The organism is Klebsiella spallanzanii (assembly GCF_902158555.1).
GTDB classification, from domain to species: domain Bacteria; phylum Pseudomonadota; class Gammaproteobacteria; order Enterobacterales; family Enterobacteriaceae; genus Klebsiella; species Klebsiella spallanzanii.
Genome location: NZ_CABGGS010000044.1, coordinates 143,236 through 169,459, shown reverse-complemented (window position 1 = coordinate 169,459; position 26,224 = coordinate 143,236). Strand labels below are relative to the sequence as shown.

At 53.8% G+C, this 26,224-nt stretch carries 20 protein-coding genes; 14 read left to right on the top strand and 6 right to left on the bottom strand.

Annotated features, from left to right (window positions below; genetic code table 11):
• Positions 1-152: 152 nt before the first annotated feature.
• Positions 153-554, top strand: coding sequence for a hypothetical protein (locus FN082_RS23495; RefSeq protein WP_235892148.1), 402 nt, complete (start codon positions 153-155; stop codon positions 552-554).
• A gap of 526 nt (positions 555-1,080) precedes the next feature.
• Here FN082_RS23495 and FN082_RS23490 read toward each other — a convergent pair.
• Positions 1,081-2,130 (bottom strand): alpha/beta hydrolase, encoded by a 1,050-nt coding sequence (locus FN082_RS23490; protein ID WP_180349490.1) that lies wholly within the window; start codon positions 2,128-2,130, stop codon positions 1,081-1,083.
• A 222-nt stretch (positions 2,131-2,352) separates the two neighbouring features.
• Between FN082_RS23490 and FN082_RS23485 the strand changes: the two genes are divergently transcribed.
• The 7 genes from FN082_RS23485 to FN082_RS23455 all read left to right on the top strand — a co-directional run bounded on the left by FN082_RS23485 (position 2,353) and on the right by FN082_RS23455 (position 9,059).
• The gene (locus FN082_RS23485) at positions 2,353-3,531 is read left to right on the top strand and encodes an aldo/keto reductase (RefSeq protein ID WP_208436575.1); all 1,179 of its coding nucleotides are present in this window, start codon (positions 2,353-2,355) and stop codon (positions 3,529-3,531) included.
• A gap of 13 nt (positions 3,532-3,544) precedes the next feature.
• Entirely contained in the window at positions 3,545-4,246 is a 702-nt protein-coding gene (locus tag FN082_RS23480) for a heavy metal response regulator transcription factor (protein ID WP_142982481.1), read from the top strand.
• Positions 4,239-5,648, top strand: a complete 1,410-nt coding sequence (locus tag FN082_RS23475; protein WP_139536387.1) for a heavy metal sensor histidine kinase — start codon at positions 4,239-4,241, stop codon at positions 5,646-5,648. Before FN082_RS23480 ends, FN082_RS23475 begins: the two co-directional genes overlap by 8 nt.
• A gap of 66 nt (positions 5,649-5,714) precedes the next feature.
• The gene (locus FN082_RS23470) at positions 5,715-6,194 is read left to right on the top strand and encodes a (R)-mandelonitrile lyase (protein WP_142462715.1); all 480 of its coding nucleotides are present in this window, start codon (positions 5,715-5,717) and stop codon (positions 6,192-6,194) included.
• Positions 6,172-6,930 carry a carboxymuconolactone decarboxylase family protein gene (locus FN082_RS23465; RefSeq protein ID WP_142982480.1) on the top strand — a complete coding sequence of 253 codons (759 nt, stop codon included), beginning with the start codon at positions 6,172-6,174 and terminating at the stop codon, positions 6,928-6,930. Before FN082_RS23470 ends, FN082_RS23465 begins: the two co-directional genes overlap by 23 nt.
• A 261-nt stretch (positions 6,931-7,191) precedes the next feature.
• Positions 7,192-8,043: an aldo/keto reductase gene (locus tag FN082_RS23460; protein ID WP_142982479.1), complete on the top strand. Its 852-nt coding sequence runs from the start codon at positions 7,192-7,194 to the stop codon at positions 8,041-8,043.
• Between the two features lie 26 nt (positions 8,044-8,069).
• Positions 8,070-9,059, top strand: coding sequence for an aldo/keto reductase (locus FN082_RS23455; protein ID WP_139536391.1), 990 nt, complete (start codon positions 8,070-8,072; stop codon positions 9,057-9,059).
• A 17-nt stretch (positions 9,060-9,076) separates the two neighbouring features.
• On the opposite strand, the gene FN082_RS23450 is transcribed toward FN082_RS23455, so the two are convergent.
• Positions 9,077-9,970, bottom strand: a complete 894-nt coding sequence (locus FN082_RS23450; RefSeq protein WP_139536392.1) for a LysR family transcriptional regulator — start codon at positions 9,968-9,970, stop codon at positions 9,077-9,079.
• Positions 9,971-10,123: 153 nt separating this feature from the next.
• On the opposite strand from FN082_RS23450, the gene FN082_RS23445 reads away from it, so the two are divergent.
• On the top strand, positions 10,124-10,903 hold the full coding sequence (locus FN082_RS23445; protein ID WP_139536393.1) for an SDR family oxidoreductase: 780 nt from the start codon (positions 10,124-10,126) through the stop codon (positions 10,901-10,903).
• A gap of 286 nt (positions 10,904-11,189) precedes the next feature.
• Entirely contained in the window at positions 11,190-13,787 is a 2,598-nt protein-coding gene (locus FN082_RS23440; protein ID WP_142982478.1) for a hypothetical protein, read from the top strand.
• A gap of 167 nt (positions 13,788-13,954) precedes the next feature.
• On the opposite strand, the gene FN082_RS23435 is transcribed toward FN082_RS23440, so the two are convergent.
• Both FN082_RS23435 and FN082_RS23430 read right to left on the bottom strand, forming a co-directional pair.
• Positions 13,955-16,642 carry a cation-transporting P-type ATPase gene (locus FN082_RS23435; protein ID WP_142982477.1) on the bottom strand — a complete coding sequence of 896 codons (2,688 nt, stop codon included), beginning with the start codon at positions 16,640-16,642 and terminating at the stop codon, positions 13,955-13,957.
• Between the two features lie 50 nt (positions 16,643-16,692).
• On the bottom strand, positions 16,693-17,124 hold the full coding sequence (locus tag FN082_RS23430; protein ID WP_139536396.1) for a universal stress protein: 432 nt from the start codon (positions 17,122-17,124) through the stop codon (positions 16,693-16,695).
• Between the two features lie 534 nt (positions 17,125-17,658).
• Between FN082_RS23430 and FN082_RS23425 the strand changes: the two genes are divergently transcribed.
• From FN082_RS23425 to FN082_RS23415, 3 genes are all read left to right on the top strand, one after another.
• Positions 17,659-18,744 carry an efflux RND transporter periplasmic adaptor subunit gene (locus FN082_RS23425; RefSeq protein WP_142462722.1) on the top strand — a complete coding sequence of 362 codons (1,086 nt, stop codon included), beginning with the start codon at positions 17,659-17,661 and terminating at the stop codon, positions 18,742-18,744.
• Positions 18,744-21,800: an efflux RND transporter permease subunit gene (locus tag FN082_RS23420; RefSeq protein WP_142982476.1), complete on the top strand. Its 3,057-nt coding sequence runs from the start codon at positions 18,744-18,746 to the stop codon at positions 21,798-21,800. Before FN082_RS23425 ends, FN082_RS23420 begins: the two co-directional genes overlap by 1 nt.
• 192 nt (positions 21,801-21,992) lie before the next feature.
• Entirely contained in the window at positions 21,993-22,916 is a 924-nt protein-coding gene (locus tag FN082_RS23415; RefSeq protein ID WP_180349491.1) for an acyltransferase, read from the top strand.
• A 7-nt stretch (positions 22,917-22,923) separates the two neighbouring features.
• Here FN082_RS23415 and pagP read toward each other — a convergent pair whose 3' ends face one another.
• Positions 22,924-23,499, bottom strand: coding sequence for a lipid IV(A) palmitoyltransferase PagP (pagP, locus tag FN082_RS23410; RefSeq protein ID WP_142982475.1), 576 nt, complete (start codon positions 23,497-23,499; stop codon positions 22,924-22,926).
• Between the two features lie 226 nt (positions 23,500-23,725).
• Here pagP and FN082_RS23405 point away from each other — a divergent pair, with 226 nt between their 5' ends.
• A complete protein-coding gene (locus tag FN082_RS23405; protein WP_139536401.1) occupies positions 23,726-24,658 on the top strand; it encodes a nucleoside recognition domain-containing protein in 933 nt (310 codons plus the stop codon).
• Here the strand turns inward: FN082_RS23405 and FN082_RS23400 are convergent.
• The gene (locus FN082_RS23400) at positions 24,650-26,185 is read right to left on the bottom strand and encodes an alpha/beta hydrolase (protein WP_185932149.1); all 1,536 of its coding nucleotides are present in this window, start codon (positions 26,183-26,185) and stop codon (positions 24,650-24,652) included. The genes FN082_RS23405 and FN082_RS23400 overlap by 9 nt on opposite strands.
• Positions 26,186-26,224 lie beyond the last annotated feature (39 nt).

Here is a 26,224-nt window from a genome sequence, read left to right as displayed (position 1 = left end):
TTAAAAAACAGTATATTGAAGGATTACTGGCGTATGTACGGAGGGTGGCGAGCCCTCTGTAAAAGCTGCTATTTCCGAATGTCTGTTGTTATGACTATCATTCTTTATCCTACATGGTCACATGTAGGATAAAGAATGATATTTTATCCCTAATGCCAAACCTTTTAGGATTTTCTCTAGGTGGGTTTGCAATGTGGATTGCAATAGGTGATGATAATTTTAGAGAATTAATTTCTGGTTCTGAAGAGAATAAAACATCGCCTTATATGGAAGTCAATGCAGCATTTGTACACTTCATTTTCCTTCAAATATTATCTATATTAATTGGCTTAATAGCTAAATCTTATTGTGTTGTTTTACTTGGGAAGTTCTTTTTCCTTAAACAATATGAATTAATCTATATCATTTGTCTTAAAGTGGTCAGTGGGCTTGGGTATTTTATCTTTGTATATGCTATTTTTTCTGCTTTAGCTGCGGTATTTGCAATATTTAGGGTGTCAAAGTGGTATGATCAATACTCTGGACATATAAGAAAAAGTAAAAAGAGAAACTAACTTCATTCACGATACCTGACTAGCTTACCGGCTTTTTGATAGTGAGTACTCTGTAAGATTCGTAGTATTTGCTTCTGGCACATAACCAACTGATATATTCTATTACATCTAAAATAACATCCTGAAATATGACAGAGATCACATTTTAAGACAGCAATAATAATTGGGGCCTTATTGATGGCTCCATTTTAACTTTGAAAATTAAATTCATTTATATTCAATAAGATACAATGAATTTCGCATCCAGTCAGAGGAGGCAAATTTAGAAAAGCCTGCTTTCGAGCAGGCTTTTTGCATTCTGGTAAACATATTCCCTTTCACCCGTCACGTCAGCAATCCTCCTCTCCGATTGAACCCGAGGGTCTGGTCATTCTTATACGTTCACGCTCTTGCTCTAACTTAAGAATCGGTTTTATGAATAATACTCATAGTGCCTATTTACCCTGCGTAATTATTTTCCCCGCCAACTCCGATACTCTGACGACAGAGACAAGAAGCCAACCGCCTGAGCAGCTGGCTTTACAGCTTAAATATGACTATCGAAGAAGCTATCGAGCTTGCTCATCGCCTGGTCGACATAACGCGGAACCCAGTAGGTTTCAATATGCGTCGCGCCGTCGATAAGGAACAGCTCTTTATTCGAGGTACCGGTGGCCTTTTTGAACGCGCTTTCGGTCATATAGCGCGAATCAGCTTTGGTACCGGCCATCATCAGCAGCGGCTGGTTGATAAGGTCCATATTGCTTTGGGCATCAAAGTTCATCAAATCGATCAGGCTGCTGGTGGTATAGCGAAACGTTGAGTTCGGATGAGCGTGAGTTTTCCAGTAATACTCATAGCCCTGGCGATAAAGATCGAACGGCAGTTTGGCAATCTGTTCGTCGGTTAACCTGGCATCGCCGGAATAGCTGATTTCACCGGTAGTGGCTTCTTTAGCCCGCGCATCGGTAGCCAGCTTCAGGCGCTCCTGAATCGTTGAGATCTGCGAATCCTGGTAGCCGTTACGCCGCACCAGCCCGGAGTCAAACATACTGAGCGTCGCCAGGGCTTTAAAACGTTTATCGGTCTGCGCCGCTTTTAGCGAATAGCCGCCTCCGCCGCAGATCCCCAGCAGGCCAATACGCGCGGTATCAACGCCGGGATACTGGCTGAGGTAGTCAGCCATACCGTGAATATCTTCAATGCGGTTGGCGGGTTTATCCACGCTGCGAGGCAGACCACCGCTGGCACCCTGATAGGCCGCATCGGCGGTGATTGTAATATAGCCGTGCTCGGCCAGGCGCTGGGCATATAACCCGGCAACCTGCTCTTTCACACCGCCGTTTGGATGAGCAATCACTATCGCAGGGTATTTTTTAGTCGGTTCATAATCAGCAGGCGTATAAACATTGGCGGCAATCTGAATGCCATGCAGATCATATTTCACCGGGTAAATATTGACCTTACCTTTAACATTTGCGGTGATCGCGCCTTCATAGACCAGAGTGAAAGAATTTTGTTTGTAATCAGCGGCATATGCTGAAGAAATACCGATCGTTGCCGTCAGCATAAATGTATTTAACAACGTGAGTTTCATCATTTCTCCCCAATAAATAACGGCCTGTGAGCGATAGAAAAAATATGAACTCAGATTAGGGAGAGAGGACTGTCAGCATCATGACCGGCGAATAACAATTTTGTCAGAAACGTCACGATCTACTGCGCTTTCTGACAAAGCCGTCAGGTAACGGTCAGCTTTATGTTGGCAAATGGGAGCCAAAATATGCTCAGGGTAACCAACCGAGAAAAGGAGTCTTTCATGAGCGATAAACAACACAACAGCGCCGACGTCCTGGCGATGCCGGCAAGACGCAAATTATTGATAGCAGGAGCGGGGATGGCTGCAGCATCAATGGTCTCCCATGTCGCGGCGGCTGAAAAAAAAGCGAGCTCCGGGCATCAAGGCAACCTGCATTCCGCGGCACCCGCTAAGCGTAAACTAGGCAGCCTTGAAGTATCGGCTATCGGCCTGGGCGTACAGAATATGAGTCGTAAATACGACACTTCCGTCCCCTGGCGTCCGGAGATGGTCAATATCATTCGCCAGGCCTTCGATCGTGGCGTCACGCTTTTTGATGCAGCGGAAGCCTACGGTCCGTTTGAAGTTGAAAAAATTCTTGGCGAAGCCGTTACCCCTTTTCGGGACAAAATTGTTATTGCCACCAAGTTTGGCTGGAACATCGATCAGCAGACCGGTAAACGCCTCCCCGGCCTAAACAGCCGCCCCGAACATATCAGGCAAGTGGTCGAAAACATGCTTAAGCGTTTGCAAACCGATCGCATTGACTTGCTCTATCAGCATCGGGTTGATCCGCAGATCCCGATTGAGGATGTCGCAGGTGCCGTTAAAGATTTAATGGATCAGGGAAAGGTGCTGCACTGGGGGCTCTCGGAAATGGGCATTAACACGCTACGCCGCGCTCACGCAGCTCTGCCGGTAACAGCGGTACAAAGCGAATACTCGATGCTCTGGCGCGGCCCGGAAAAAAGCGCGCTGCCGGTATGCGAAGAGTTAGGGATTGGTTTCGTGCCGTGGAGCCCGTTAGGCGTGCAGTTTTTGACCGGCTGGATAGATGCCAATACCCGATTTGCGCCCGGCGATTTTCGCGCCACGGAATCCCGTTTCGCCCCGGATAATCTGACGTACAACCTACAGCTTGTCGAATTACTCACCACCTGGGCGGAAAGGAAAAACGTCGCTCCGGGCCAAATTGCGCTGGCGTGGTTGCTGGCACGCAAACCCTGGATTGTGCCAATTCCCGGCACCACCAACCGCGACCATATGCTGCAAAACACTGCCGCAGCAGCCATCAAGCTGACAAACGCTGAAATGACCGAACTCACCCGTTCACTGGATGCCATAACCATCAGAGGCCAAAGGCTACCCGATGCGGTACAGGTCTATTCCGACGTCGAAGCGCCGCCAAAAAACGGATAAGGACGGTATTGCTATGCGCCTGCTATTAGTGGAAGACGAAGAAAAAACCTCAAGCTACCTGACGCGTGCGCTGGGCGAATCAGGCTTTACGGTCGACGTTTCCGCCGATGGCGCGGAAGGCCTGCACTACGCACTGGAATTCGACTACGACGCGATAATCCTTGATGTCATGCTGCCGGGCATGGACGGCTATCGGGTGCTGGAAAATCTCCGCGCAAGTAAACAAACCCCGGTGCTCATGCTGTCCGCTCGCGGCTCCGTTGATGAACGAGTCAAAGGCCTGCGCCTCGGGGCCGATGATTATCTCCCCAAACCTTTCTCCCTGATTGAGCTGGTGGCGCGTATTCAGGCGCTGGTGCGCCGCCGCTCAGTCGATGGTGCAGATATTACCCAGTTACAAATACACGATCTGCATCTGGATCTGCTCGCCCGCCGGGTGTTTCGCAACGGTTCACGGCTGGAACTCACTGCCAAAGAGTTCTCCTTGCTCAGCCTGCTGGCGCGTCATCAGGGAGAGATCTTGTCCAAGATGATGATCGCTGAACAGGTATGGGATATGAATTTCGACAGCGATGCCAACGTCGTGCAAGTCGCCGTCAAACGCCTGCGCGCCAAAGTCGATGCGCCATTCGGAATAAAGCTGCTGCACACCGTGCGCGGCATGGGCTATGTTCTCGAAGCCCGGTCAGAAGAAGCAAAGGAAGAACATGTTTAAACGCGCAATATCTGTCCATCTGGCGTTGATGTTCGCGTTATCCGCGCTGCTGATCGTTTCAGCCATCGGCATTCTACTGCGAAGCTCGCTACATGATTCACTGCAAAAGCAGATGCACAACGAACTGCTTTTTCGCGAATCATTGATGAGCCCGTGGATAGTGTCACGCACATCAATCGACGGCTGGTCTACGCTTGCCAGTAAATTTGCCGTTCTGGCCAACTCGGAAGGTGAACGGGTTCGCTACTGGATAGTCAGCGATAACCCTCATTTTAACGTCGGCGGAGCGCCCCCCTTTGGCGTTCAGTGGTCTTCGCTGACGGAAGGTTTCAATAAAATGCCAGGCGCTTCACAAGGTACATGTTCGCTTTATCTACTGGTCAAAACTATCCCAGCCAACGGCGAACGACCCGCTCTGCGCTACATCGTCGCTATCGATTCCACACCGTATATGGGCACGCTGGAAGCCTTCACCCGTACGCTACTGATCATTACCGCACTGGGCGTAGTCATTGTCGCATTGCTGGGATATCTGGTCGCCAGAATTGGCCTTCGTCCGGTTCACAAGCTAAGCCATCAAGCGCGGCATCTGGCGCCGGGCGACCACGGTCAGCGACTCGATACTGCCGCGTTACCGGAAGAGTTGCAGCAGTTGGCTTTATCATTTAACGGCGTGCTGGAACGTCAGGAGATCGCCTGGCGGCAGCTGGAGAGCTTTAACGCCGATGTCGCCCATGAGCTACGCACCCCGCTGACCAATCTGATAGGCCAAACGCAGCTTGGGCTGTCGCGCCGACGTTCGCATGATGAACTTGAAGAGCTATTGGGTTCAAACCTCGAAGAGCTCGAGCGAATGACGTCGATCGTCAACGATATGCTATTCCTGTCACATGCTCACGCAGGTGTCCATGCCGCACAGTTAACCTGCGTCTCGCTGCGTGAAGAAACGCTGAAAACAGCGGAATACGTTGAACCGTCATTCGCAGAAAAGCAGCTCCTGTTGGAAATCGAGGGCGATGTCGTCGCCCATATTGACCGACGCCTGTTCCACCGCTCACTGGCAAATCTACTGGAAAACAGCGCAAGGCATGCTCCGCCTCATAGCTCCATTGTCGTTCGCCTGAGCGAACGTCAAAACCAGGCCGAGGTCGCCGTTTCGAATTCGGGGGAGCCGATTGCCTCCGCTCATTTACATCGCCTGTTTGAACGTTTTTATCGCGTTGACTCTTCTCGCGCCAAAAGCGATACCCATCATGGTCTGGGGCTCTCTATCGTCCATGCCGTGGCCATCATGCACAGGGGGGAGGTTTTCGCGCGCAGCGAAGGCGGCTGCAATACTTTTGGCCTTACTTTCGCTTTATCGCCGCCAGCTGACAGCATTGTCAGCAAACCGTCAGCCTGACGACATTGACCGCTCGCTAGAATCAGGGCACGCAATCCCCTTCATTGATGAAAAAGGACGCCTTGTATGAGTGGAAAATCAGGTTATCTCGCACTGCTACTACCGTTTATTGCCTTCTCTTCATTGGCCGAGGGACAAAATGCCTCGGTGCAGATTACGCCTGCCGGAAGCCAGGCCGCGATGGCGGGTCCAGCGGAAAACTTTACCGGGCGAGTACGGGTCGATCCGCTATTCAGCGCCGATAGCGACATCAGCGCATCCGGCGCATACGTTACCTTTGAGCCCGGCGCGCGCTCAGACTGGCACACCCATCCTGCCGGTCAGCGGCTGATCGTCACCTCCGGCGTCGGTCTGACTCAGGCGGAAGGACAGCCGGTGCAAACTATCCGTACTGGCGATGTCGTGGTGTGCCCGCCAGGAGTTAAGCACTGGCACGGCGCGGCCCCTGGTAGCGCGATGACGCATCTGACCGTCACCGGTACGGTGGCGGGTAAAAACGTTGAATGGATGGAGAAAGTGACGGATGAACAATACCACGCGCACTAAAACACTGACGGCTGCGGTGTTGCTGATTTTAGGTTGTCATCTTTCGGCCCATGCTGCACCGACAACGCAAGGCGTCACTGATATGAGCAACCAACAAGCCGCTTCCACTACGCTATCGGCCAGCCAGCAAGCGATTCCGCTCATTGCCTCAGCGATGGCAAGCAGCCAGATGGACAAGCTGAACGTAGCGCTGAATCAGGGACTGGACGCCGGGCTGACGATCAGTGAAATCAAAGAAATTCTGGTGCAGCTTTATGCCTACACCGGTTTTCCCCGTAGCCTCAATAGCCTGAATGAGCTAATGAAAGTGGTTGAGGCGCGTAAACAGCGCGGTATTACCGATGTTGAAGGAAAAGAACCGCGTAGCCCGATACCCGTCGGCGAGGAACTGCGTGCGGTAGGTACCGCTAACCAGACAAAAATCTCCGGTTCCCCGGTTCAGGGCCCGCTTTTTGAGTTTGCCCCGGTGATTAATCAGTTTCTGCAAACGCATCTATTTGGCGATATTTTTGCCCGCGATAACCTCGACTGGCAAAGCCGCGAGCTGGCAACGGTAGGCGCGCTCGCCGCCACGCCGGGAGTGGAATCGCAGTTGCTGTCGCACACGCGTGCCAGCCTGCGGGTCGGACTCACCGCCGGACAGCTGCGCCAGCTAGCGCAGGCTCTGCGGGAGCGCGGTGACAGCGAGGCGGCAGCGCGCGCTGAATATGCGCTACAGCAGGCGCTGTCCAGCTAACATCTGCCTCTTCGCTGCCAACGCAGAGTGTCGCCCCCACGCGAAGGACGCCGGAAGATGCTGGCGGCTGGGATAATCAGGAAAATGCGGGTACCAGCAACTGCATAACGATATAGACGAGGCCAGGTCGCCTTCATTTTCACCACGACAGGGTTCGCCAATTGATGAACCCTGCTAATTAACCCTAGAAAATTAGCCCCTCTAATCGAATAAATCTCCTTGCGTTATGCTTTATCTACACAACAGCTGAAGGATAACGTCATGCAATCAGTAAAACTGAACAACGGTATTGAAATGCCCCTGCTGGGCTTTGGTGTCTTTCAGATGACGGATGCCGCAGAGTGCGAGCGCGCCGTTGTCGAGGCGATTGAAACGGGGTATCGCCTGATCGATACCGCCGCCTCCTACCTTAACGAGACTCAGGTTGGTAACGCGCTCAAACAGAGCGGCATTGCGCGCGATGAACTTTTCGTTACCACCAAACTGTGGATGCAGGACGCCAGCTATGAAGGTGCCAAAGCGCAGTTTGAGCGTTCGATAAATCGTTTACAGCTGGACTACGTCGATCTCTATTTGATTCATCAGCCTTATGGCGACGTGCACGGCGCATGGCGCGCCATGGAGGAGCTCCAGCAGGCCGGGAAAATTCGCGCGATTGGCGTGAGCAACTTCCACCCGGACCGGCTTGCCGATCTGATTGCTTTCAACAAAGTGGTTCCAGCCGTTAATCAGGTTGAGGTTAATCCATTCAATCAGCAGCTGCAGGCGGTGCCCTGGATGCTGACTCGCGGTATTCAGCCTGAAGCATGGGCGCCTTTCGCCGAAGGGAAAAACGGTTTGTTCCAGCATCCGGTTTTAACCGCCATTGGCGAAAAATATAGCAAAAGCGTCGGCCAGGTCATCCTGCGCTGGATCTTCCAGCGCGGCATCGTCTCGCTGGCGAAAACCGTACGTAAAGAACGCATGGTTGAAAATATCAACGTGCTGGACTTCGAACTGAGCGCTGACGAAATGCTCCGTATTACCGCCATTGACACCGCCACCAGCGCCTTCTTCTCGCATCGCGACCCCGCCCGCGTGGAGTGGCTCGCCGGTCGTAAGCTGGATGTTTAATCACACACTCACGGAGATGTGACGCAATGCAAAAACGTTTTCTTGGACAATCCGGACTTGAAGTTTCAGCGCTCGGTCTGGGCTGTATGGGCCTGAGCTACGGCTATGGCCCGGCAACCGATACCCGTCAGGCTATCGAACTTATTCGCGCCGCCGTTGAGCGCGGCGTAACCTTCTTCGACACCGCCGAAGTCTATGGGCCATATCTGAATGAAGAGGTGGTCGGCGAAGCGTTAAAACCGTTCCGCGACCGGGTCGTTATCGCCACTAAATTTGGCTTTACCTTCGGTGATGATAACAAGCAGCAGATTTTAAACAGCCGCCCGGAGCATATCCGCGTTGCGGTGGAAGGATCGCTACGCCGTCTCAAAACCGATGTTATCGACTTGCTGTATCAGCACCGCGTTGACCCTGACGTGCCGATTGAAGAGGTTGCCGGGGTAGTAAAAGATCTGATTGCTGAAGGCAAGGTTAAACACTTCGGTCTTTCTGAAGCCGGTGCGCAGACCATTCGCCGGGCCCACGCGGTACAGCCGGTCACCGCTCTGCAAAGCGAATACTCCATGTGGTGGCGCGAGCCGGAACAGGAGATCCTGCCGGTTCTTGAAGAGCTGGGGATTGGCTTCGTGCCGTTCAGCCCGTTGGGCAAAGGCTTTTTAACCGGCGCGATTACGTCGGCAACGACCTTTGGCCAGGATGATTTCCGCAGCAAAGTGCCACGTTTTGCCGCCGAAGCCATCGAAGCCAATGAAAAGCTGGTTACCCTGCTCGGCGAGCTGGCCGCTGAAAAAGGCGTGACGCCAGCGCAAATTGCCCTGGCCTGGCTGCTGGCGCAAAAACCGTGGATTGTGCCGATCCCCGGCACCACTAAACTGCATCGGCTGGAGGAAAACCTGGGAGCCGCAAATATCGTTCTTTCTCAGGACGATCTGCGTAAAATTACCCAGGCGCTGGAGACGGTGAAAATCGTCGGCGAGCGTTATCCGGCTGCGTTAATGGCCCGCGTCGGGCGTTAATCCGACCTGCGCTGCGTTTACTCCGAATAACGCAGCGCATCAATCAACAGGGCAAAAGCCGGAGGGTGCTGTTTACGGCTGGGATAGTAAAGGTAATAGCCCGGAAAAGAGGGGCACCACTCCTCAAGCACCTGAACAAGCTCTCCTGACTTCACTAATTCTTCAATCATATCTTCCGGCACGCAGGCCATACCAAACCCGGACAGCGCCGCGTCGATTCGTTCTGACAGTTGATTAAACGTTAACTGCCCTTCTACTCTCACGCGCAGCGGCTTACCGTCCCGCTCAAACTCCCAGTGGTACAGGCCACCGGCGGTCGGCAGACGCATATTAATACAGCGATGGTTCTGCAACTCATGCGGCGTCAGGGGAATTCCATTTTCGGCAAAATAAACCGGAGAACCGACCACCGCCATGCGCATATCCGGGCCAATTCTCACGGCAATCATATCTTTATCGACGCTTTCCCCCAGGCGAATACCGGCATCAAAGCGCCCTTCCACAATATTCACAAAGCCATTATCCACCACCAGCTCAACGTTAATTTCCGGATACTCCTTGAGAAAAGGTTTGAGCTTCGGCCATACAAGGCTGCGGGCGGAGTGTTCCCCGGTAGAGAGTCGAATATTGCCGGATGGCGTGCGGTTGAGCTGAATAAGGGCTTCCAGCTCCTGTTCAAGGTCGGCGATACGCGGTTCCAGACAGGCGATAATCCGCTCTCCCGCTTCGGTCGGCGCAACGCTGCGGGTGGTTCGGGTCAGCAGGCGAAGATTTAAACGCTCCTCCAGGCCCTTTATTGCGTGACTTAGCGCCGATTGCGAGACCCCAAGCTTACCCGCCGCTTTGGTAAAGCTTCGCTCCCTCGCGACCACCAGAAAGATCTGTAGTTCATTGAAGTTTTCTTTAAGCATCGGCGAGCTCCCTGGTTAACGTGATTGCCCGCACGGATAACTCATGAAGGCGATTCATAGACGCAATCATTTTAGCCTCGTTACTCTGCATAATGGCAATTGATATCCTGTTTTTAACCTATTTATTTCTGAATTAAATCCAGGATATCACTAATGAAAATACTTATTGCTGGCGCGACGGGGAGTATCGGTCTTCATGTCGTCGAAACCGCGATTGACATGGGCCACCAGCCCATCGCGCTGGTCCGAAATCGGCGCAAAGTGAAGCTGCTGCCCCGTGATACCCAGGTTGTCTACGGCGATGTTTCCATGCCGGAGACCCTAAGCGAAGCGGTGAAAGGGGTTGATGCTGTTATTTTCACTCTCGGCTCCGATGGGCAGGGTCGTATTGGCGCCAGGGCAATCGACTACGGGGGCGTGCGCAATATTCTGAAGCTGCTTAAATCAACTCAGGTGCGAATTGCGCTGATGACCACTATCGGCGTCACGGAGCGGCTCAGTTCATTTAACCAGCGCACGGAAGTGCATGACTGGAAGCGTCGGGCCGAGCGGCTACTGCGGGCCAGCGGTCATCCCTATACCATCGTCAGGCCAGGCTGGTTCGATTACAACAATGAGGATGAGCATAAATTATTGCTGCTACAGGGCGATCGCCGCCATGCGGGAACCCCGGATGATGGCGTCATTTCGCGAAAACAAATTGCTAAAGTTCTGGTTTCAGCCCTGACCAACGACGCGGCAATCAATAAGACCTTTGAGCTGGTGGCAGAGCGCGGCCCGGAACAGGCCGATTTCACGCCATTGTTTGCGGCATTGCAGCCCGATAATCCGCAAAAAATAGATGCCGCTCTGGATATTGACAATATGCCGCTTACCGACGAACCAGAATGCATCGTCAAAGAATTAAATACGTTTTTAAATCGCCGGACTTAAATTCTGCGCCGGCCTCTTATCTTTCTTCAAGAGGCCGCCTTAGCAAACATCACCTATTACTCACTCGCATCATCATATCCCTCAGCCAATGAATATCGGCAGCTTATTAATTATTATATTAAATCATCCCACCTCATTTTATCGGCAGCATGCATGCGTTTTTATTTTCACTCCTTTATAACTAAAAGCGCTTGAGCACTGAATTAAATAAACATCAGACAAATTCAGCCGGGAAGGCACCGAACATATGGTCTTTCGATCATGTCTATTTTCATGGAGATAAAAAATGCAATTAGATTTTACACTTAATATTAGTAACGACACCTGGTACCCGACTGCTGATATCAGCGGATTCAAATCCACCACCGGCGCCAGCGTTGATATCCAAGAAAAAATGGTGCTGACTTTTAGCGCCCCCGGAAAAATTACCGCCGGGGATGTCAACGTATCGACTAACCCATGGTGCGAATTAAAAACCAATATTGAGTCGAGCGAAGTTTCCAGCGGCGTCTTTGATATTAAACTGACGATTACTGCCGCTGATGGCTCTGCCTTAGGCAACGCTATTTCCAATATTCATATGGGCGTCAACGCGTCCTCCGATACCGTGCCAAAATGGGAAACCTTCCGCAGTACCTTTACCGCTGCCGCCGATGAAGAAGCGGACGTGGCCGGTGAACTGGCGATTACCTGCGCCGCCTTCCCGATCGGGCTGGAAAACACCGTTCTGGAACTGGTTTTGGTTCGCGGTGAAAAAAGCGAAACGCTCCATCCGAAAGCGGGCATCACTAATTTCGACATCGACGCAGGCGTGTACGCAGTAAGCGCGGCAGAACTGCGCACCGCTGAGGGCACTATCCGCGCCGCGGTGCAACTGAGCGCAGCTGAGCTGACCATCACCAAAGGCCAGCGCACCTCGCTTGATATCTCCTTTGCCCAGGCTGAACGCAGCACCACGCTGGACGTGGCGGTAAATTTACCGGCTACCCACGCGCTGTACCATCAAGATCTGAACGTAGTTTATCTGGAAAACGGCGTTGCCAAACAGCGCTACACTATGCGTGCAGGTCAAAAACAACGTCTGGAGCGTTTACCGATCGCCGGGACTTATTCAGTTTGTATCGATGACATCAAGCTGAACAATATCCACTACACCTTTGTTGCCGCTAACGGCGCGCTCGATAATCAGCTTCACGAAATCGCCTTCGCCAACGCGAATCAGAGCGATGAGTCTGCGTCCGCCTCTGCGAACCTGACTATCAACATCGACGCCGAAAAAACGGTCGCCTCCACCTTCTCTATGCGCCTTGTTGATGGCAGCGATATCCCTCGTCAATATCTGCTCGCCGATCTTGCGATGAAAACAGGCAGCTTCGCGTCCTCGGTTAAGCTGATTCCGGGCATTTATCAGGTTGAGTCCACGACCGTTATCCATAACGGCGTCGTGTATTACATTGATGTGGCTCCGCAGACGCTGAACGTGGAGAAAAATGCCGCGCTGACCTTAGTGGTGACCATCACTGAAGGGGCTAACCTGTGCGTGAAAGGCTTCCCTGAATTCCTGAGCTTTGGCGGCTGCGCCAATATGTCGCCGAGCAACGTCGACGACCTGGCCGAAGCGCGCGTCTCATCTCTGTTCAAGTACTCCGGTGATGACGGGATGGGCGATGCTTCCGCCTATCTTGATCCGGCGAAAGAGCCGACGACCAAAATCATTCAGATGGCACGCGACGTTGCCGCTAAAACCGGCGACAGCGTACTGCCGATGATGGTTTCTTACACCTGCAACCTGTCGCTGGGTGACGTGGAAAACATCATTGACGATCCGGAGCGCCATCAGTTCAGCTTTGCCAACTTCATCCAGGCGCTGCAAATGGCGCAGGCCATGAAAGATGACGAGCATCCGGTACCGGCAGGTTTTATCGTCAACCCGGATTATCTGGGCGAGTGCCAGAAATACGGTTTCTCTCCGGACTATGTGATTCCGGTACGCAAACCGCTGGCGGAAGCGTTGGCGCATCACGGCGTGAATATCGCCGTTCCTGCCGCGATTACCGATACCCTGAAAGGCTATATCAAAGGCGTCAACTGGCTGGTTCGCGCGATTGCTCCTGACGTGGTGCTGGGGTGGCAGGTGAACCTGTGGAGCGTCGGCGGTTCACAGTGGGTTTATAATGATTTCACCTATGACGATGTGTTTGATGCCGTAGACGGCACCAAGAAAAAAATGACCATCGACCCGACGCTGGCAGGCAAACTGACCGCCGAGTACGCGCTGCTGGTCGGCGTATTTGAGGATATCAAATACACCGACGCTAACGGAGTTACTATCGTTGCTAAAGGCGCAGACTTTATGGCCGCAGACCGCTATGAAGCCGACGACTTTACCGCTCGCGCCTACAAAAACGGCTACTGCTACTCGCCATTTGAATGGGATCGCACCTTCGAATTCTGCGCGGCGCTGAGCCGTTATCTGCGCCAGCCGGTGCTGCCATGGCAGGTTCCGGCCAGCCGCCTGGCCACCGTCTCCGAGCAAGTTGGGGCGTTAGAAGAGAAATTCTGGGGCACCGGCGGCAGCTACCTGATGGGCCATGCGGAAATCGGGAGCTCAATGGATGCCATCAACGCCGACCTGCTGGACATCGAATTCCTTGATGTTCACGCCAGCATGATGGGCAAGACCCCGCGCGAGCTGTTCCAGCGCCACGAATGGGATTTCACCGAGCCTAAGTACGTCGATTTCCCGTCACGCGGCATCTTCCACGTGCAGGTTGGCGGAGGGGCAACCACTGGCGTAGTGAGCGCGGTCAATAACAACAGCAGCAGCTGGATGCGCGCGAAGCTGGCGGCCTATCGTAACAACCCGGTTAAACTCAAGGATTGATCCATTAAGATCGTGTTCTTTGTCTGAAACGGAAAAGCCGACACGTTATGCGTCGGCTTTTGTTTTTTGGTTTTCCCCGGAGGCGACGCATTGCGTCTGTCCGGGCTACCGATTGTGCGGCTGTCTGGTAGCCCGGACAGGTGCGCAGCACCGCCTCCGGGAATGACTCAGGCTGTGCGCCATTTACGCGTCAGCGGCTTCTCAACTTCCACAATCAGGAACATCACAAAACCGATAATAAAAGTAATTACCCAGTAGCGGAACGGCAGCGCTTCGGTACCGAACAGCATCTGCATAAACGGCGCGTAGATAATCAGCAGTTGCAGCACCAGCAGCACGCCACTCACTATCCAGATCCCGCGGTTAGCCAGCAGTCCTTTGCTCAGTGAGAAACCATCCGCCACCCGACAGTTGAGCATATAGAACCACTGCGCGGTCACCAGCGTCTGCAACAGCACCGTACGGATAAACTCAGGCGAATAGCCACGCGGCTGTAGCCAGGCCTCCAGCACAAAGGCGCTGACGGCAATCATCGAACCGACAAAAATCACCCGCCAGATGGCAAAGCCGTCCATCACGTGCAGCTTAGGATCGCGCGGCGGACGGCGCATGATGTTCTTCTCACCGGCTTCGAACGCCAGGCCAAACGACAACGTGGCGGAGGTCGCCATGTTCATCCACAGAATCAGCACCGGCGTCAGCGGAATCAAATTCCCCGCCAGCAGCGCGATAATGATTAGCAGCCCCTGCGCCAGGTTAGTCGGCATAATAAACAGGATGGTTTTCTTCAGGTTGTCGTAAACCCGACGCCCTTCCCTGACGGCGCTGGCAATCGTGGCGAAGTTATCATCGGTCAGCACCATATCAGCGGCCTCTTTGGTCACTTCGGTGCCCTTGATGCCCATCGCGATACCGACGTCGGCCTGCTTCAGCGCAGGTGCGTCGTTCACCCCATCGCCGGTCATCCCGACCACCTCTTTCTTACTTTGCAGCGCCTGGACCAGACGGAATTTATCCTCCGGGCTGGTACGGGCGAAAATATCGAATTTCTGCGCCGCTTCGCTGAGCTGAATATCGTCCATCACCTCCAGCTCTCGCCCGGTGATGGCGTTATCCGCATTGCCTATCCCCAGCATCTTGCCGATACTCATCGCGGTTTGCGGGTGATCGCCGGTTATCATCTTCACGCGGATCCCCGCCTGCAGGCAGTCGCCGATAGCAGTAATGGCTTCCGGTCGCGGCGGATCCATCATCCCGGCAATCCCTAACAGAATGACGCCTTGCTGCAAATCCTGATGGGTAAGTTCCATTTGCCCGTCAGCAGCCGGTTTCCATGCCGCCGCCACCATGCGCAGCCCTTCCCGCGCATACTCTTCGATTTTCGCTTCCCAGTACGGCTGGTCGAGCGGCTCCAGCCCATGGTCGGTTTGCTGATGCTGGCACAAGCGGAACAGCACATCGGGCGCGCCGGTAATGAAAATCGTCTCTTCATTGCCGATGCGGTACAGCGTCGACATGTACTTGTATTGCGAATCAAACGGAATTTTACTGCGCAGCTCGGTATTCACCGCCGGGAGCGGGACTTTCGCCGCCAGTACCTTCAGCGCGCCTTCGGTCGGGCCGCCGGTAATTTTCCACAGCCCGCTTTCATCTTTGATAAGCTGGCTGTCATTACACAGATCGATGGTACGCAGATAGCGTTCCAGCAGCGTGCCCGGCGCGACGGTTATCGGGTCCGGCTCATCGATCGGGTGAATATTCCCCACCGGCTCGTAGCTGTCCCCTTCCACCCGATACACTTTATCGGCGGTGATAACGGCCTTCACCGTCATCTCATTCATGGTCAGCGTCCCGGTTTTATCCGAGCAGATAACCGTCATCGCCCCTAGCGTTTCAACGGTCGGCAGCTTGCGGATAATCGCCTTCTGTCGGGCCATGGTTTGCACGCCAAGTGAGAGGATTATCGAGATAATCGCCGGTAAACCTTCCGGTACCGACGCCACCGCCAGGCTAATCAACGACAGCATCAGTTCAGAAACCGGCATATCGCGGAACAGCAGGCTGAAGACAAACAACGCGGCCATCATCACCAGGATGATGATAAAGATGGCTTTGCCAAGCTTATCCATCTGCACCAGCAGCGGCGTACGGTGCTTTTCGATATCCGACATCATCTGGTTAATGTGGCCCAGCTCGGTATCGCCGCCGGTCGCCACCACCAGGCCTTTGCCGCCGCCTGAGCTTACCGTGGTGCCTGAAAACAGCAGGTTCGTCCGGTCACCCAACGGCAGTTCGCCGCTAAGCGCTTCGGTACTTTTCTCCACCACCGTCGATTCACCGGTCAGAATGGCCTCTTCCACCCGCAGGTTATGCGCTTCGATAACCCGCAGGTCGGCAGGGATTCGATCGCCTGCGCGGATCACCACGATATCGCCGGGAACCAGCGCGGTTGTCGGGATCGTTTCGTGATTACCCTGGCGAATCACCACCGCTTCGCTGGAGAGCATGTTGCGAATGCTCTGGAGCGATTTTTCCGCATTACTCTCCTGGATATGGCCAATCAGGGCGTTGACCACCGCCACGCCAAGAATAACCAGGGTATCAACCCAGTGGCCCATTACCGCCGTCAGCAGAGCCGCTGCCAGCAGGACGTAGATCAGCACGTCATTAAAATGCGCCAGAAAGCGTAGCCATGCTGGTTTTCCCGCTTTTTGCGGCAGCGCATTCTCACCGTACTGCTGCAAGCGCGCCGTCGCCTCAGCGCTGCTAATACCGTCTGAAGTACTGTTGGTGCTGGTCAGCGTTTCTTCTACGGAGAGCTGATAGAACGGGCCGCCCGGTTTTTCTGTACTCATAGTTATCTCCTCACTCCTGTAACGGAAATAAGGACAGCCTCAGGCTGCCCTTAACGCACCACAAAAACCGGAACATGAGCATAACGAACGATACTCGCCGCCTCCGAGCCCAGCAGATGCGTCTGAATATTCGGGTTGCGCGAACCGATGATCACCACATCCGCTTTCAACTCGTCAGCCAGTTTGGTCACTTCATCGCGAATGTTGCCGCTGCGAATGTGAATCTGAATATCGCTTTCCGCCAGCGAAAGTTTTTTGATGAGTTCAGCCAGCTTTTCCTTAGTAGTATTAATCAGATAGTCTTCCATTTTCCTTGCATCGGAAATAAAGCCGCGCGTCAGTACCGGGGAAAAAGAGGGAATCACATGTAGCAGATGAATCTGTCCGGAGGAGCTTTGCGCAAGGAATTGAGCATGGGACAACGCTTTGTCCGCAAGCCCGATTTCAAAGACATCAACCGGGACGAGGATATTTTTATACATAGAGACAATCCTTTTATTACCTATAAAAAAAGGTGGTAAAAACAGCGCAGACAATGGCGCTGAGGAAGCAATCTCAAGAACAAGATCTGATAGAAGAGTAGGTATAATTAAACGTAGCACACCACGATTAACATGATTAAGACGCCAATTAATATATTGAAAAATATCACAGAGTCAGTCGAGCTTAGACAATTCGACTGAAAACCTGACGAAATCGTCAACATCACCGCAAATTTTACTCTTTTTAACATTTCCATTTTTCAACGACTATGCTCATTATCAGAGGCCTTTGCGTCCTCTAAAAACCACTCAATAATTATGTAGATAAGAATTTACTTAGCACAATGTTGATTACATGGGAGGAGCCATGTTCGGCTACAGCCTGTTACGTCTGAGCCTGTTTATTGCCCTGGCAATAATCGCCTGTACGGCCTCCGGGCTATTTACCTATTTCGTTGTCTCGGCGTTCGCTGAATAAACGCCGAAATTGTAAATAACATGTAAAATAAAACCTTTAGCACCGAGGGGAATACAGTGAACCGTTATTTTTCTCTCATTCCCGTTGTTATTTTAATAACAACGGCTTGCGATCAGAAAGCACCGCAAGTTACCCCGCTGCCGCGGATGGTCAAAGTCGCTGAGGTCGTTGCCATCGGTGATTCACAGCAGCGTATATTTCCCGCCCGTATTGAGTCCGGGGATTCCACCGATTTATCGTTCAAACGCGGTGGCCAGATAGAGTCTCTTGATGTGCGTCAAGGAGCCAATATCACTCAGGGGCAAACGCTCGCCCGGCTCAACGCCCGGGAAGCGCAGCAACGCGTCAACGAACGGCAGACCGCTGCAACCCTCGCCCAGCGGCAGTTTGATCGCTTTCAAACTCTGGCCGGCCGCCAGGCGATTTCGAAGGCAGAAATGGATGTCCAGCGGGCCAACCGCGACTCCGCCAACGCCGCGCTGAAAATCGCTCGCGAAGAGCTATCGCAAATGACACTGAGCGCCCCGTTCAGCGGCGTTGCCGCCAGCGTTCCGGTACGGAATCACCAGGTTGTTGCCGCCGGGCAGCCGATAGTGACCCTGACGCGAACCGATCTGCTCGATGTGGTGTTTAGCATTCCGGAAAATCTCTTTACCGCACTGGATATTCGCAACGCGCAGTACCGTCCGGTAGTCAAAATCAACTCCATGCCGAACCGTGAGTTTACCGCCGAGTATAAAGAGCACACCGGCAGCAGCGACAGCAGCACGCTCACCTGGCAAATCATCCTCACCATGCCGCGACCGGCAGATTTCCCCTCCGTGGGCGGCGTGAGTGGAACCGTCACCGTTAATCTGGCTAACCTGCCCGCCAGCGCGGGTAAAAACGCGGTAGTGGTGCCCGTCGAAGCGGTGTTTAACCCCGATAATCGCCAGCGCAATGAGCCCCACGTCTGGGTGGTTAAAGGCGAAGGCGAACAGCTACAGCTTGAGGACAGAAAAGTTGGCGTCGGCCAGGTCACCTCTCAGGGAGTGGTCATTACTGAAGGGCTCAGCGTCGGCGAGCGCGTCGTGGCAGCAGGCGTCGGCGAATTGCATGCGCAACAGCCAGTTCGAATCTGGACGCGTGAACGAGGTTTGTAATGGATATCTCCCGCCAGTTTATTAACAACCCGATTCGCGTCTGGCTGACCATTTTGCTGCTGGGCCTCGGGGGCATCTTCGCCCTGCTGAATATCGGTCGCCTGGAAGACCCGGCGTTTACCATCAAAACCGCCGTGGTGATAACCCACTATCCGGGAGCCTCGGCGCAGCAGGTTGAGGAAGAAGTCACCCTGCCGCTGGAGAACGCGCTGCAGCAACTGCCCTATCTGGACAACGTCAGCTCAATTTCCTCCAATGGACTGTCGCAAATCACCGTCAACATCGCCTCGAATTATCACTCCAGCGAACTGCCGCAAATCTGGGATGAGCTGCGCCGTCGGGTAGGAGACGCCGCCCGGATGTTCCCGCCCGGCGTGGCCTCCCCCTTTGTAAACGACGATTTTGGCGATGTCTTCGGTTTCTTCTTTGCTATCTCCGGCGACAGCTTTACCAACCCAGAGCTGGTTCGCTACGCCGAGCAGCTCAGGCGCGAACTGGTGCTGGTTCCCGGCGTGGGCAAAGTCGCCATTGGCGGCGCGATCCCCCAGCAAATCAATATTGATATCTCGCTGGCGAAAATGGCCGCCCGCGGCATTACGCTCAACCAGCTGGCAGCGATCCTCAGCCGTTTGAACGTGGTGTCGAACGCCGGTGAGATTAAATCCGGTAGCGAGTCGATCCGCCTGCATCCCACCGGAGAGTTTGAAAATCTCGACGAGCTGGGCGATTTATTAATCAGCCCACACGGCTCAGGTTCAGCGACGCGACTGCGCGACATTGCCACGCTATCGCGCGGGCTTAGCGAATCCCCTTCCAGCATTTATCACGCCAACGGCCGCCAGGCGGTCACCATGGGGGTGTCTTTTATTCCCGGCGTTAACGTGATTGACGTTGGCCGCGGGCTGGAAAGCAAACTGGAACAGATGTCGGCGGAAAAACCCGCCGGGATTAAAATCGACCTGTTCTACGACCAGGCTACGGAAGTCGCCCACTCGGTAAACGGCTTTATTACTAACTTCCTGATGGCGCTGGCGATTGTTGTTGGCGTACTACTGATTTTTATGGGCGTGCGCAGCGGTATCATTATTGCCCTGTCGCTGGCGCTCAACGTGCTCGGTACGCTGCTTATCATGTACCTGTGGGGCATTGAGCTTCAGCGCATTTCGTTAGGGGCGCTCATTATCGCCCTGAGTATGCTGGTCGATAATGCCATCGTCATCGTCGAAGGGGTACTCATTGCCCGCCAGCAGGGTTCGACGCTGCTCACGGCGATCAATTATGTTATCCGCCGCTCGGCGCTGCCGCTGCTGGGGGCTACGGTGATTGCGATTCTCGCCTTTGCGCCGATTGGCCTGTCGCAGGACTCCACCGGGGAATACTGTAAATCGCTGTTCCAGGTGCTGTTGATTTCGCTCATGCTGAGCTGGTTCTCCGCGCTAACCATCACCCCGGTCATGATTAAGTGGTGGCTGTTTAAAGGACAACAGCAGCCAGTAGAAACCCCAGATACCGACCCGTATAGCGGGCGTTTTTATCGTATTTATCAGCGGATTCTGCGCACCCTGTTGATGCGTAAAGCGATCACCCTGACCGTCATGGTGGCCCTGCTGGCAGCTTCGATATGGGGATTTGGCTCGGTGCGGCAAAACTTTTTCCCCTCGTCAAACACGCCTATTTTCTTTGTCGATCTTTGGCTCCCCTACGGTACCGATATTGCCACCACCGAAAAGATGACCAGCGATATTGAAACCACCATTAACGGCCAGCCCGGCGTGGTCACCACCGTGGCGACCGTTGGCCAGGGCAGCATGCGGTTTATTCTGACCTACAGCGGGCAGCGGCAATACAGCAACTACGCGCAGATCATGGTGCGCATGGACGACCAGCGCAGTATTAACGCTCTGACGCAGCATGTTGACAACTATATTGCGCGCAACTATCCGCAGGTGAACGCCAGCACCAAACGGGTGATGTTCGGTCCTTCCGGCGATAGCGCCATTGAGGTGCGGATAAAAGGCCCGGATCCAGATCGCCTGCGCCTGCTCGCCAGCCAGATCGGCGATATTCTCTCCGCTGACCCGGCTACCGACGGCGTGCGCAACGACTGGCAAAACCGCAGCAAAGTGATTCGCCCGCAGTACTCCGCGGCTCTGGGCCGTGAGCTGGGAGTAGATAAACAGGATATCGACAACGCGCTGGAGATGAATTTCTCCGGCAGCCGCGCGGGATTGTACCGGGAGGGGGCCGATCTGTTGCCGGTGATCGTCCGGCCTCCTGCCGCTGAACGCCAGGACGCTAATCACCTGAATAACGTGCTGGTCTGGAGCCAAAGTCGCCAGCAGTACATTCCGCTCAGCAACGTGGTCAGCGGCTTTAATCTTGAGTGGGAAGACCCGCTGATCCTGCGGCGCGACCGCAGCCGTGTGTTGACGGTACAAACCGATCCCGATCCATTAAGTAACCAGACTTCCGGTGATATTCTGGCCCGCGTGAAGCCGCAGATTGATGCCCTCACCCTGCCGCACGGTTACAGCATTGAGTGGGGCGGCGATGCGGAGAATTCCAGCGAGGCGCAACAGGGGTTGTTCACCACCCTGCCGCTGGGCTATCTGGTGATGTTTGTGATCACCGTGCTAATGTTCAGCTCGCTGAAAAACGCGATCGCTATCTGGCTGACCGTGCCGCTGGCGTTGATTGGCGTAACGCCAGGCTTTTTGATTACCGGTATTCCTTTTGGCTTTATGGCGTTAATCGGTTTGCTTAGCCTGAGCGGGATGCTGATCCGTAACGGCATCGTGCTGGTTGAAGAGATTGAACAGCAGAAGCAGGAAAAAGGGCAACAGGAGGCAATTATTTATGCCGCCACTTCGCGTCTGCGCCCTATCCTGCTAACAGCATTTACGACCGTGCTCGGCCTCGCGCCTCTGTTACTGGACGTCTTCTTCCAGAGCATGGCGGTGGTAATTATGTTTGGCCTGGGTTTTGCGACTATTCTGACGCTGCTGGTGCTGCCGGTGATTTACGCCTGTTTCCATAATAAGAGCCTATCCCAGTAGGCGTATATTGTTGCAGCCAGTTTGGGCACGGACAGCGCGCAACAACCGAAGCGTACACGCAGTACGTGAGGCTTGTGAGCACTGCCCAGGACCAAAATGGCAAATAAAATAGCCTAATGGGATAGGCTCTAAGGATATGAAGCCACAATAATGAACAGTACCGGATTAAATATTATTAAAACGCTGGGATGCATGACGGCGGTGACCTTTTTCACCATTTACAACACCTGGGATCGCTATGATTACGACTATCACTGGATCCTCGGCTTTTTGACGTTTATTTCAACCATTGCGACACCGCTGTTTTTTGTGGTGGCAGGCTATCTGGACTCTCAGTCTCGCCACGACTCGCAGTGGCAAATGGGCAAAATCAAAAGCGTGGTGATCGTCTTCCTGTTCTGGATGACGGTGTATTATCTCTGGGAGCCTTACCAGCGGGGCTATCTTATACAGCCGTGGTTTGTGTTTGCGTTTATTGTGATTTACACCTTCCACCCGGTCATCGAATGGCTGAGCCAGAGACGTCGCCTGTTTTTTGGCGTCGTTTTCGCCCTGCTGCTGCTCTCGTATGGCTACGATCTGCTGTCCGCGCTGTATCCTGACGTTCATGCGCTGAGCCTGGCCCCGCAGTACCGTTTGTGGACCTGGCTGCTGTTTTATCTCACCGGGCAGCTGTTCAGCGATCCGCTGGTCGCCAGTTGGCTGACCCGCGAAAAAGTGGTCAAAGGGGCAATGATCGCCATACCGTTTATTTATCTTTTTACCTGGTTTTACGAGCGCCATTTCTTTTTCGCCCTGTTTAAGGCCGACAGAAACGCGTTCATTCTTACCGGTTCACAAATCTATATTCTGGTAGTGGCGCTGGTGATTGCGGCCAACGGCGTGCGGTTTCGTAAAAACAGCGAGTTTAAAGAGACCATCCTCGCCACCATCAGCAAAACGATGACCGGCGTCTATATTCTCCACTACTCCGTTTTTCATCTGCTCACCGCGTTTATTCCGATTAGCTCGCTGGGGACTAAATTAATGCTGATTGTCCTGACGTTTATCACCTCAGTGCTGATTTCGATGCTGGCGCTGTCCAATTCGGTGGTGAAAAAGGTGATTACGATTTGATGCCCTCTTAAAAACCGTAGCGCAACCATGCAAACAGCACATTGCCGTTATTGTAGGTGCCAGGAATATAGGTGAACTGCACGCTCAGGCGGCGATAGCTGGCGGAAAAAAGCGGCAAAATAATCGGCAGCGGTACGTAATTCGCGAAGTCATCGCGGGCAGTGATCCCGGCGGTAACGCCAAGGCCAAGGCGAAAATCGCGCTGGCTATCAAGATACCAGCCCTTCTCCCAGCCGTAGCCAATAATCGGCTGCCACTCGTTGTGCGAATCCTTAAACATCATGGCGTAAAGCGAACTCCAGTTGCCCTCTTCGTTATAGCGGGAAATGCCAAAACCCCCGCCCCAGGGCATCTCATTATAGTTATCGGTTTTCTCTTTATCGTACATAAAACGGTTATGCCAGCTGAGAAACGGCAGATACAGATCGTAATTTTGCGGCTGATTCCAGGTCTGTGAGACATCGTCTTTTAACCAGTTCCACCAGCCGCTGACGCGATCCTCGCCATAAACCTTGGTTTCCGCCTGTAGCGAAAAAGCAAAAATAAACAGCGTTCCCCACACTACCCGCAGACAACGTCGCATAGTTTTATCCTTAAAGAAAATCGCCCGGTGTTCATTCAGTTTGGGAATAAAAAACAGGCTTTGCAAATACCCGCAGGCAAATTTTCTACACCCGGCCGCGCTAATTGCAAGTACAGTTAGTCGCCAATTTCAGGACAGAGAGAGCCTTCGCGGCGATTTCATTTCCTTCCCGCTGGGACTATGATGGCGCTAATTATCCTTTCTGTCCGCAGTGATTGAGAAATAGATGGACTTCATCAGCATTATTATGTCAGCGGGAAAAACCTCCGTTGACGTGGCGCTTTATACGCTGTTGCCAATCATGGTTGTCATGCTCATCGTAATGAAATATCTGGAAGTGCGCGGGGTGCTGGACGTTATCGTTCGCTGGCTCGCCCCGCTGCTTAAGCCGTTCGGCTTAACAGGGATGAGTGCTTTTGCCCTGATTCAGATGAATTTTGTCAGTTTCGCCGCCCCGCTGGCGACCCTCGCTATTATGGATAAACGCGGCGCGTCGGACCGGCAGATGGCCGCCACGCTGGCAATGCTCTTCGCTATGGGGCAAGGCAACGTTTTCTACCCGTTAACACCTTTTGGCCTGCACTGGCTGGCCTCTATTGTCATTTCTATCGTCGGCGGGCTGTGCGCCGCCGCGGTAACCTGGCATATTACCGGCCGCAGGCTGTCGATTGTTGAAAACGCGCGGGCTGAAGATCTGCCCAATGCCGAGCAGAATAACCAGGGGATCATCGCCGTTATCAATAGCGCAGGTTCCGACGCCATTCGTCTGGCGCTCGGCGCGGTGCCCATGCTGATCCTGTCATTGGCTATCGTCGGGTTTATGCAGGCGGCAGGCCTGATTGAGATGCTCCAGCGCTTGCTGCTGCCGCTGCTGCTGTGGCTGAATATTCCGGTTAACTTCGTGCTGCCTGCGCTGGTCAAATGTGTTGCGGGCGGCACGGCCTATTTCGGCGTGGTCTCAGAAATGATTCAGCAGGGAAAAGTGACCGTAAGCCAGATTAACGCCTCCGCAGGCCTGTTAGTACAGACCTTTGATCTCCCCGGCATCGGCATCTTTTTGGGGGTCAGCTCGCGTTTCGTACGCCTGTTCCGCTTCGCTGCCACCGGAGCTATCGCCGGAATTGCCATCCGCACCATTATGCACGTGACGCTATTCTGAAGCCGCGGCCTCCGGACGCAGGCAGGCGGCCACATCGGCCTGCTCGCTACAGGCAATATGATGGTCAATTCTCACCATCATCCACGGGAAAAACGGGTTGGAGGTGACGCGCATTAACGTATCCAGCCCGACGCTCAACGTTGAGGTTTCCCCACGTAAAGAGATCGTACCAATGCTAATCCCGTAGCGATTTTTCTCCGCCGGTTCGCGGCCGTAGAGCGAGTCGGTCAGCGGGAACGGCACCGCCACATGCGACAGCGAATACATATCCTGCGGCCAGGCAATATGCAGCGGCGTGACGGTTTCCGTGCGCGTGCTGGCAAGCGTCGTACGGGCTACCGTTTCGTAAGTATCGGGCGCAGCGTTGGTAATCACCGTAGTACCGTAAGGCCGCGGCGCAGGCGGCAGTAGCGTGTTAACGGCCGAATAGAGCGACGGGCGGAATAGCGCGCGTAAATTTGCCGCCTGATTAATATCGAATATCACCAGCTCGCTGCCGTTATCCGGCAGATAGCGATAGAGCGAATCCACCACCGCCCGGGTGCTTACCGTTGAATCCATCACCGACTGAAAAGTTAATACCGGCGCTAATTCCACCAGCCGCTGATTCTGCGCTTCCTGCACGATTTGCTGCTGCAGCGCCTGCGAAAGAAGCCATGACTGCCTTGCCGCCTTAACCGGGAACGAATTGTATTTGTAGGGATTAAATTCCGGAACGATATTCAACCACGCCGCGCGGGCGAAGGCCGGAAATATTGAAGGTAAACCGGCCAGCCCGGCAAAACGGGCAAACGCGGTAACGCCGATCATTGGCGACAGCAGGATGACCTGCTGCGGTCGGCGCAGCGATTTATCCTCCAGGCTATCGAGGGCATATTTCAGCGCCAACGCCCCACCGTTGGAATAGCCAATCACGTGCAGCGGCACGTCTGATCCAGCCAGCCGCGTTGCTTCGCGCACCGCCAGGCGAGTGGTGGCAATCCACTCATCCCGATCGACACCGGTCAACGCGCCCGGTGCGGTTCCGTGTCCAGGCAGCCTCGGCGCGACGGCGACGAATCCCTGCTGCTGATAGCGTTGCGCCAGATAATGCACGCTGTAGGGCGAATCCGTCAGGCCATGGAGCAGCACCGCCGCACCGCGCGGTTTACCCTGCGGCAGCAGAACAAAGGAGCGGTTCCAGTCGGGCTGAAACTTATCCGGATAGACCAGACTTTGCGCGTAAAAGCGGTTAATCGCCGTTTTTTCATCGTCGCTCAGCGTGTCGGTAATGTTGCTTTTCATATCACGGAAAATCGCTTCTTCCCGGCTCCGATATTCGGCAAACGTAGCGTGGTCAATCTCGCTGGCGGTCATTTCATTTGCCGTCCAGGTATGCCAGCGGTGTAAGGCAGGGCCACGCTGCGATTCGTAAATACGGCCAATAAAAAAGACTATCACCACCACCAGCAGGCCAATCGCCGCCTTCTTTGCCAAAGAGACCATTGTTAAGCCAGACTTATTCAAAAGCCGGGTGAAACGCATCATTGCCATATTTCTGTCCGAATTATCTCTTTGCACGCCAGG

Coding starts and splice junctions, on each gene's coding strand:
- FN082_RS23495 (WP_235892148.1), top strand. CDS start 153: ATGCCAAACCTTTTAGGATTTTCTCTAGGTGGGTTTGCAATGTGGATT.
- FN082_RS23490 (WP_180349490.1), bottom strand. CDS start 2,130: ATGAAACTCACGTTGTTAAATACATTTATGCTGACGGCAACGATCGGT.
- FN082_RS23485 (WP_208436575.1), top strand. CDS start 2,353: ATGAGCGATAAACAACACAACAGCGCCGACGTCCTGGCGATGCCGGCA.
- FN082_RS23480 (WP_142982481.1), top strand. CDS start 3,545: ATGCGCCTGCTATTAGTGGAAGACGAAGAAAAAACCTCAAGCTACCTG.
- FN082_RS23475 (WP_139536387.1), top strand. CDS start 4,239: ATGTTTAAACGCGCAATATCTGTCCATCTGGCGTTGATGTTCGCGTTA.
- FN082_RS23470 (WP_142462715.1), top strand. CDS start 5,715: ATGAGTGGAAAATCAGGTTATCTCGCACTGCTACTACCGTTTATTGCC.
- FN082_RS23465 (WP_142982480.1), top strand. CDS start 6,172: ATGAACAATACCACGCGCACTAAAACACTGACGGCTGCGGTGTTGCTG.
- FN082_RS23460 (WP_142982479.1), top strand. CDS start 7,192: ATGCAATCAGTAAAACTGAACAACGGTATTGAAATGCCCCTGCTGGGC.
- FN082_RS23455 (WP_139536391.1), top strand. CDS start 8,070: ATGCAAAAACGTTTTCTTGGACAATCCGGACTTGAAGTTTCAGCGCTC.
- FN082_RS23450 (WP_139536392.1), bottom strand. CDS start 9,970: ATGCTTAAAGAAAACTTCAATGAACTACAGATCTTTCTGGTGGTCGCG.
- FN082_RS23445 (WP_139536393.1), top strand. CDS start 10,124: ATGAAAATACTTATTGCTGGCGCGACGGGGAGTATCGGTCTTCATGTC.
- FN082_RS23440 (WP_142982478.1), top strand. CDS start 11,190: ATGCAATTAGATTTTACACTTAATATTAGTAACGACACCTGGTACCCG.
- FN082_RS23435 (WP_142982477.1), bottom strand. CDS start 16,642: ATGAGTACAGAAAAACCGGGCGGCCCGTTCTATCAGCTCTCCGTAGAA.
- FN082_RS23430 (WP_139536396.1), bottom strand. CDS start 17,124: ATGTATAAAAATATCCTCGTCCCGGTTGATGTCTTTGAAATCGGGCTT.
- FN082_RS23420 (WP_142982476.1), top strand. CDS start 18,744: ATGGATATCTCCCGCCAGTTTATTAACAACCCGATTCGCGTCTGGCTG.
- FN082_RS23415 (WP_180349491.1), top strand. CDS start 21,993: ATGACGGCGGTGACCTTTTTCACCATTTACAACACCTGGGATCGCTAT.
- pagP (WP_142982475.1), bottom strand. CDS start 23,499: ATGCGACGTTGTCTGCGGGTAGTGTGGGGAACGCTGTTTATTTTTGCT.
- FN082_RS23405 (WP_139536401.1), top strand. CDS start 23,726: ATGGACTTCATCAGCATTATTATGTCAGCGGGAAAAACCTCCGTTGAC.
- FN082_RS23400 (WP_185932149.1), bottom strand. CDS start 26,185: ATGATGCGTTTCACCCGGCTTTTGAATAAGTCTGGCTTAACAATGGTC.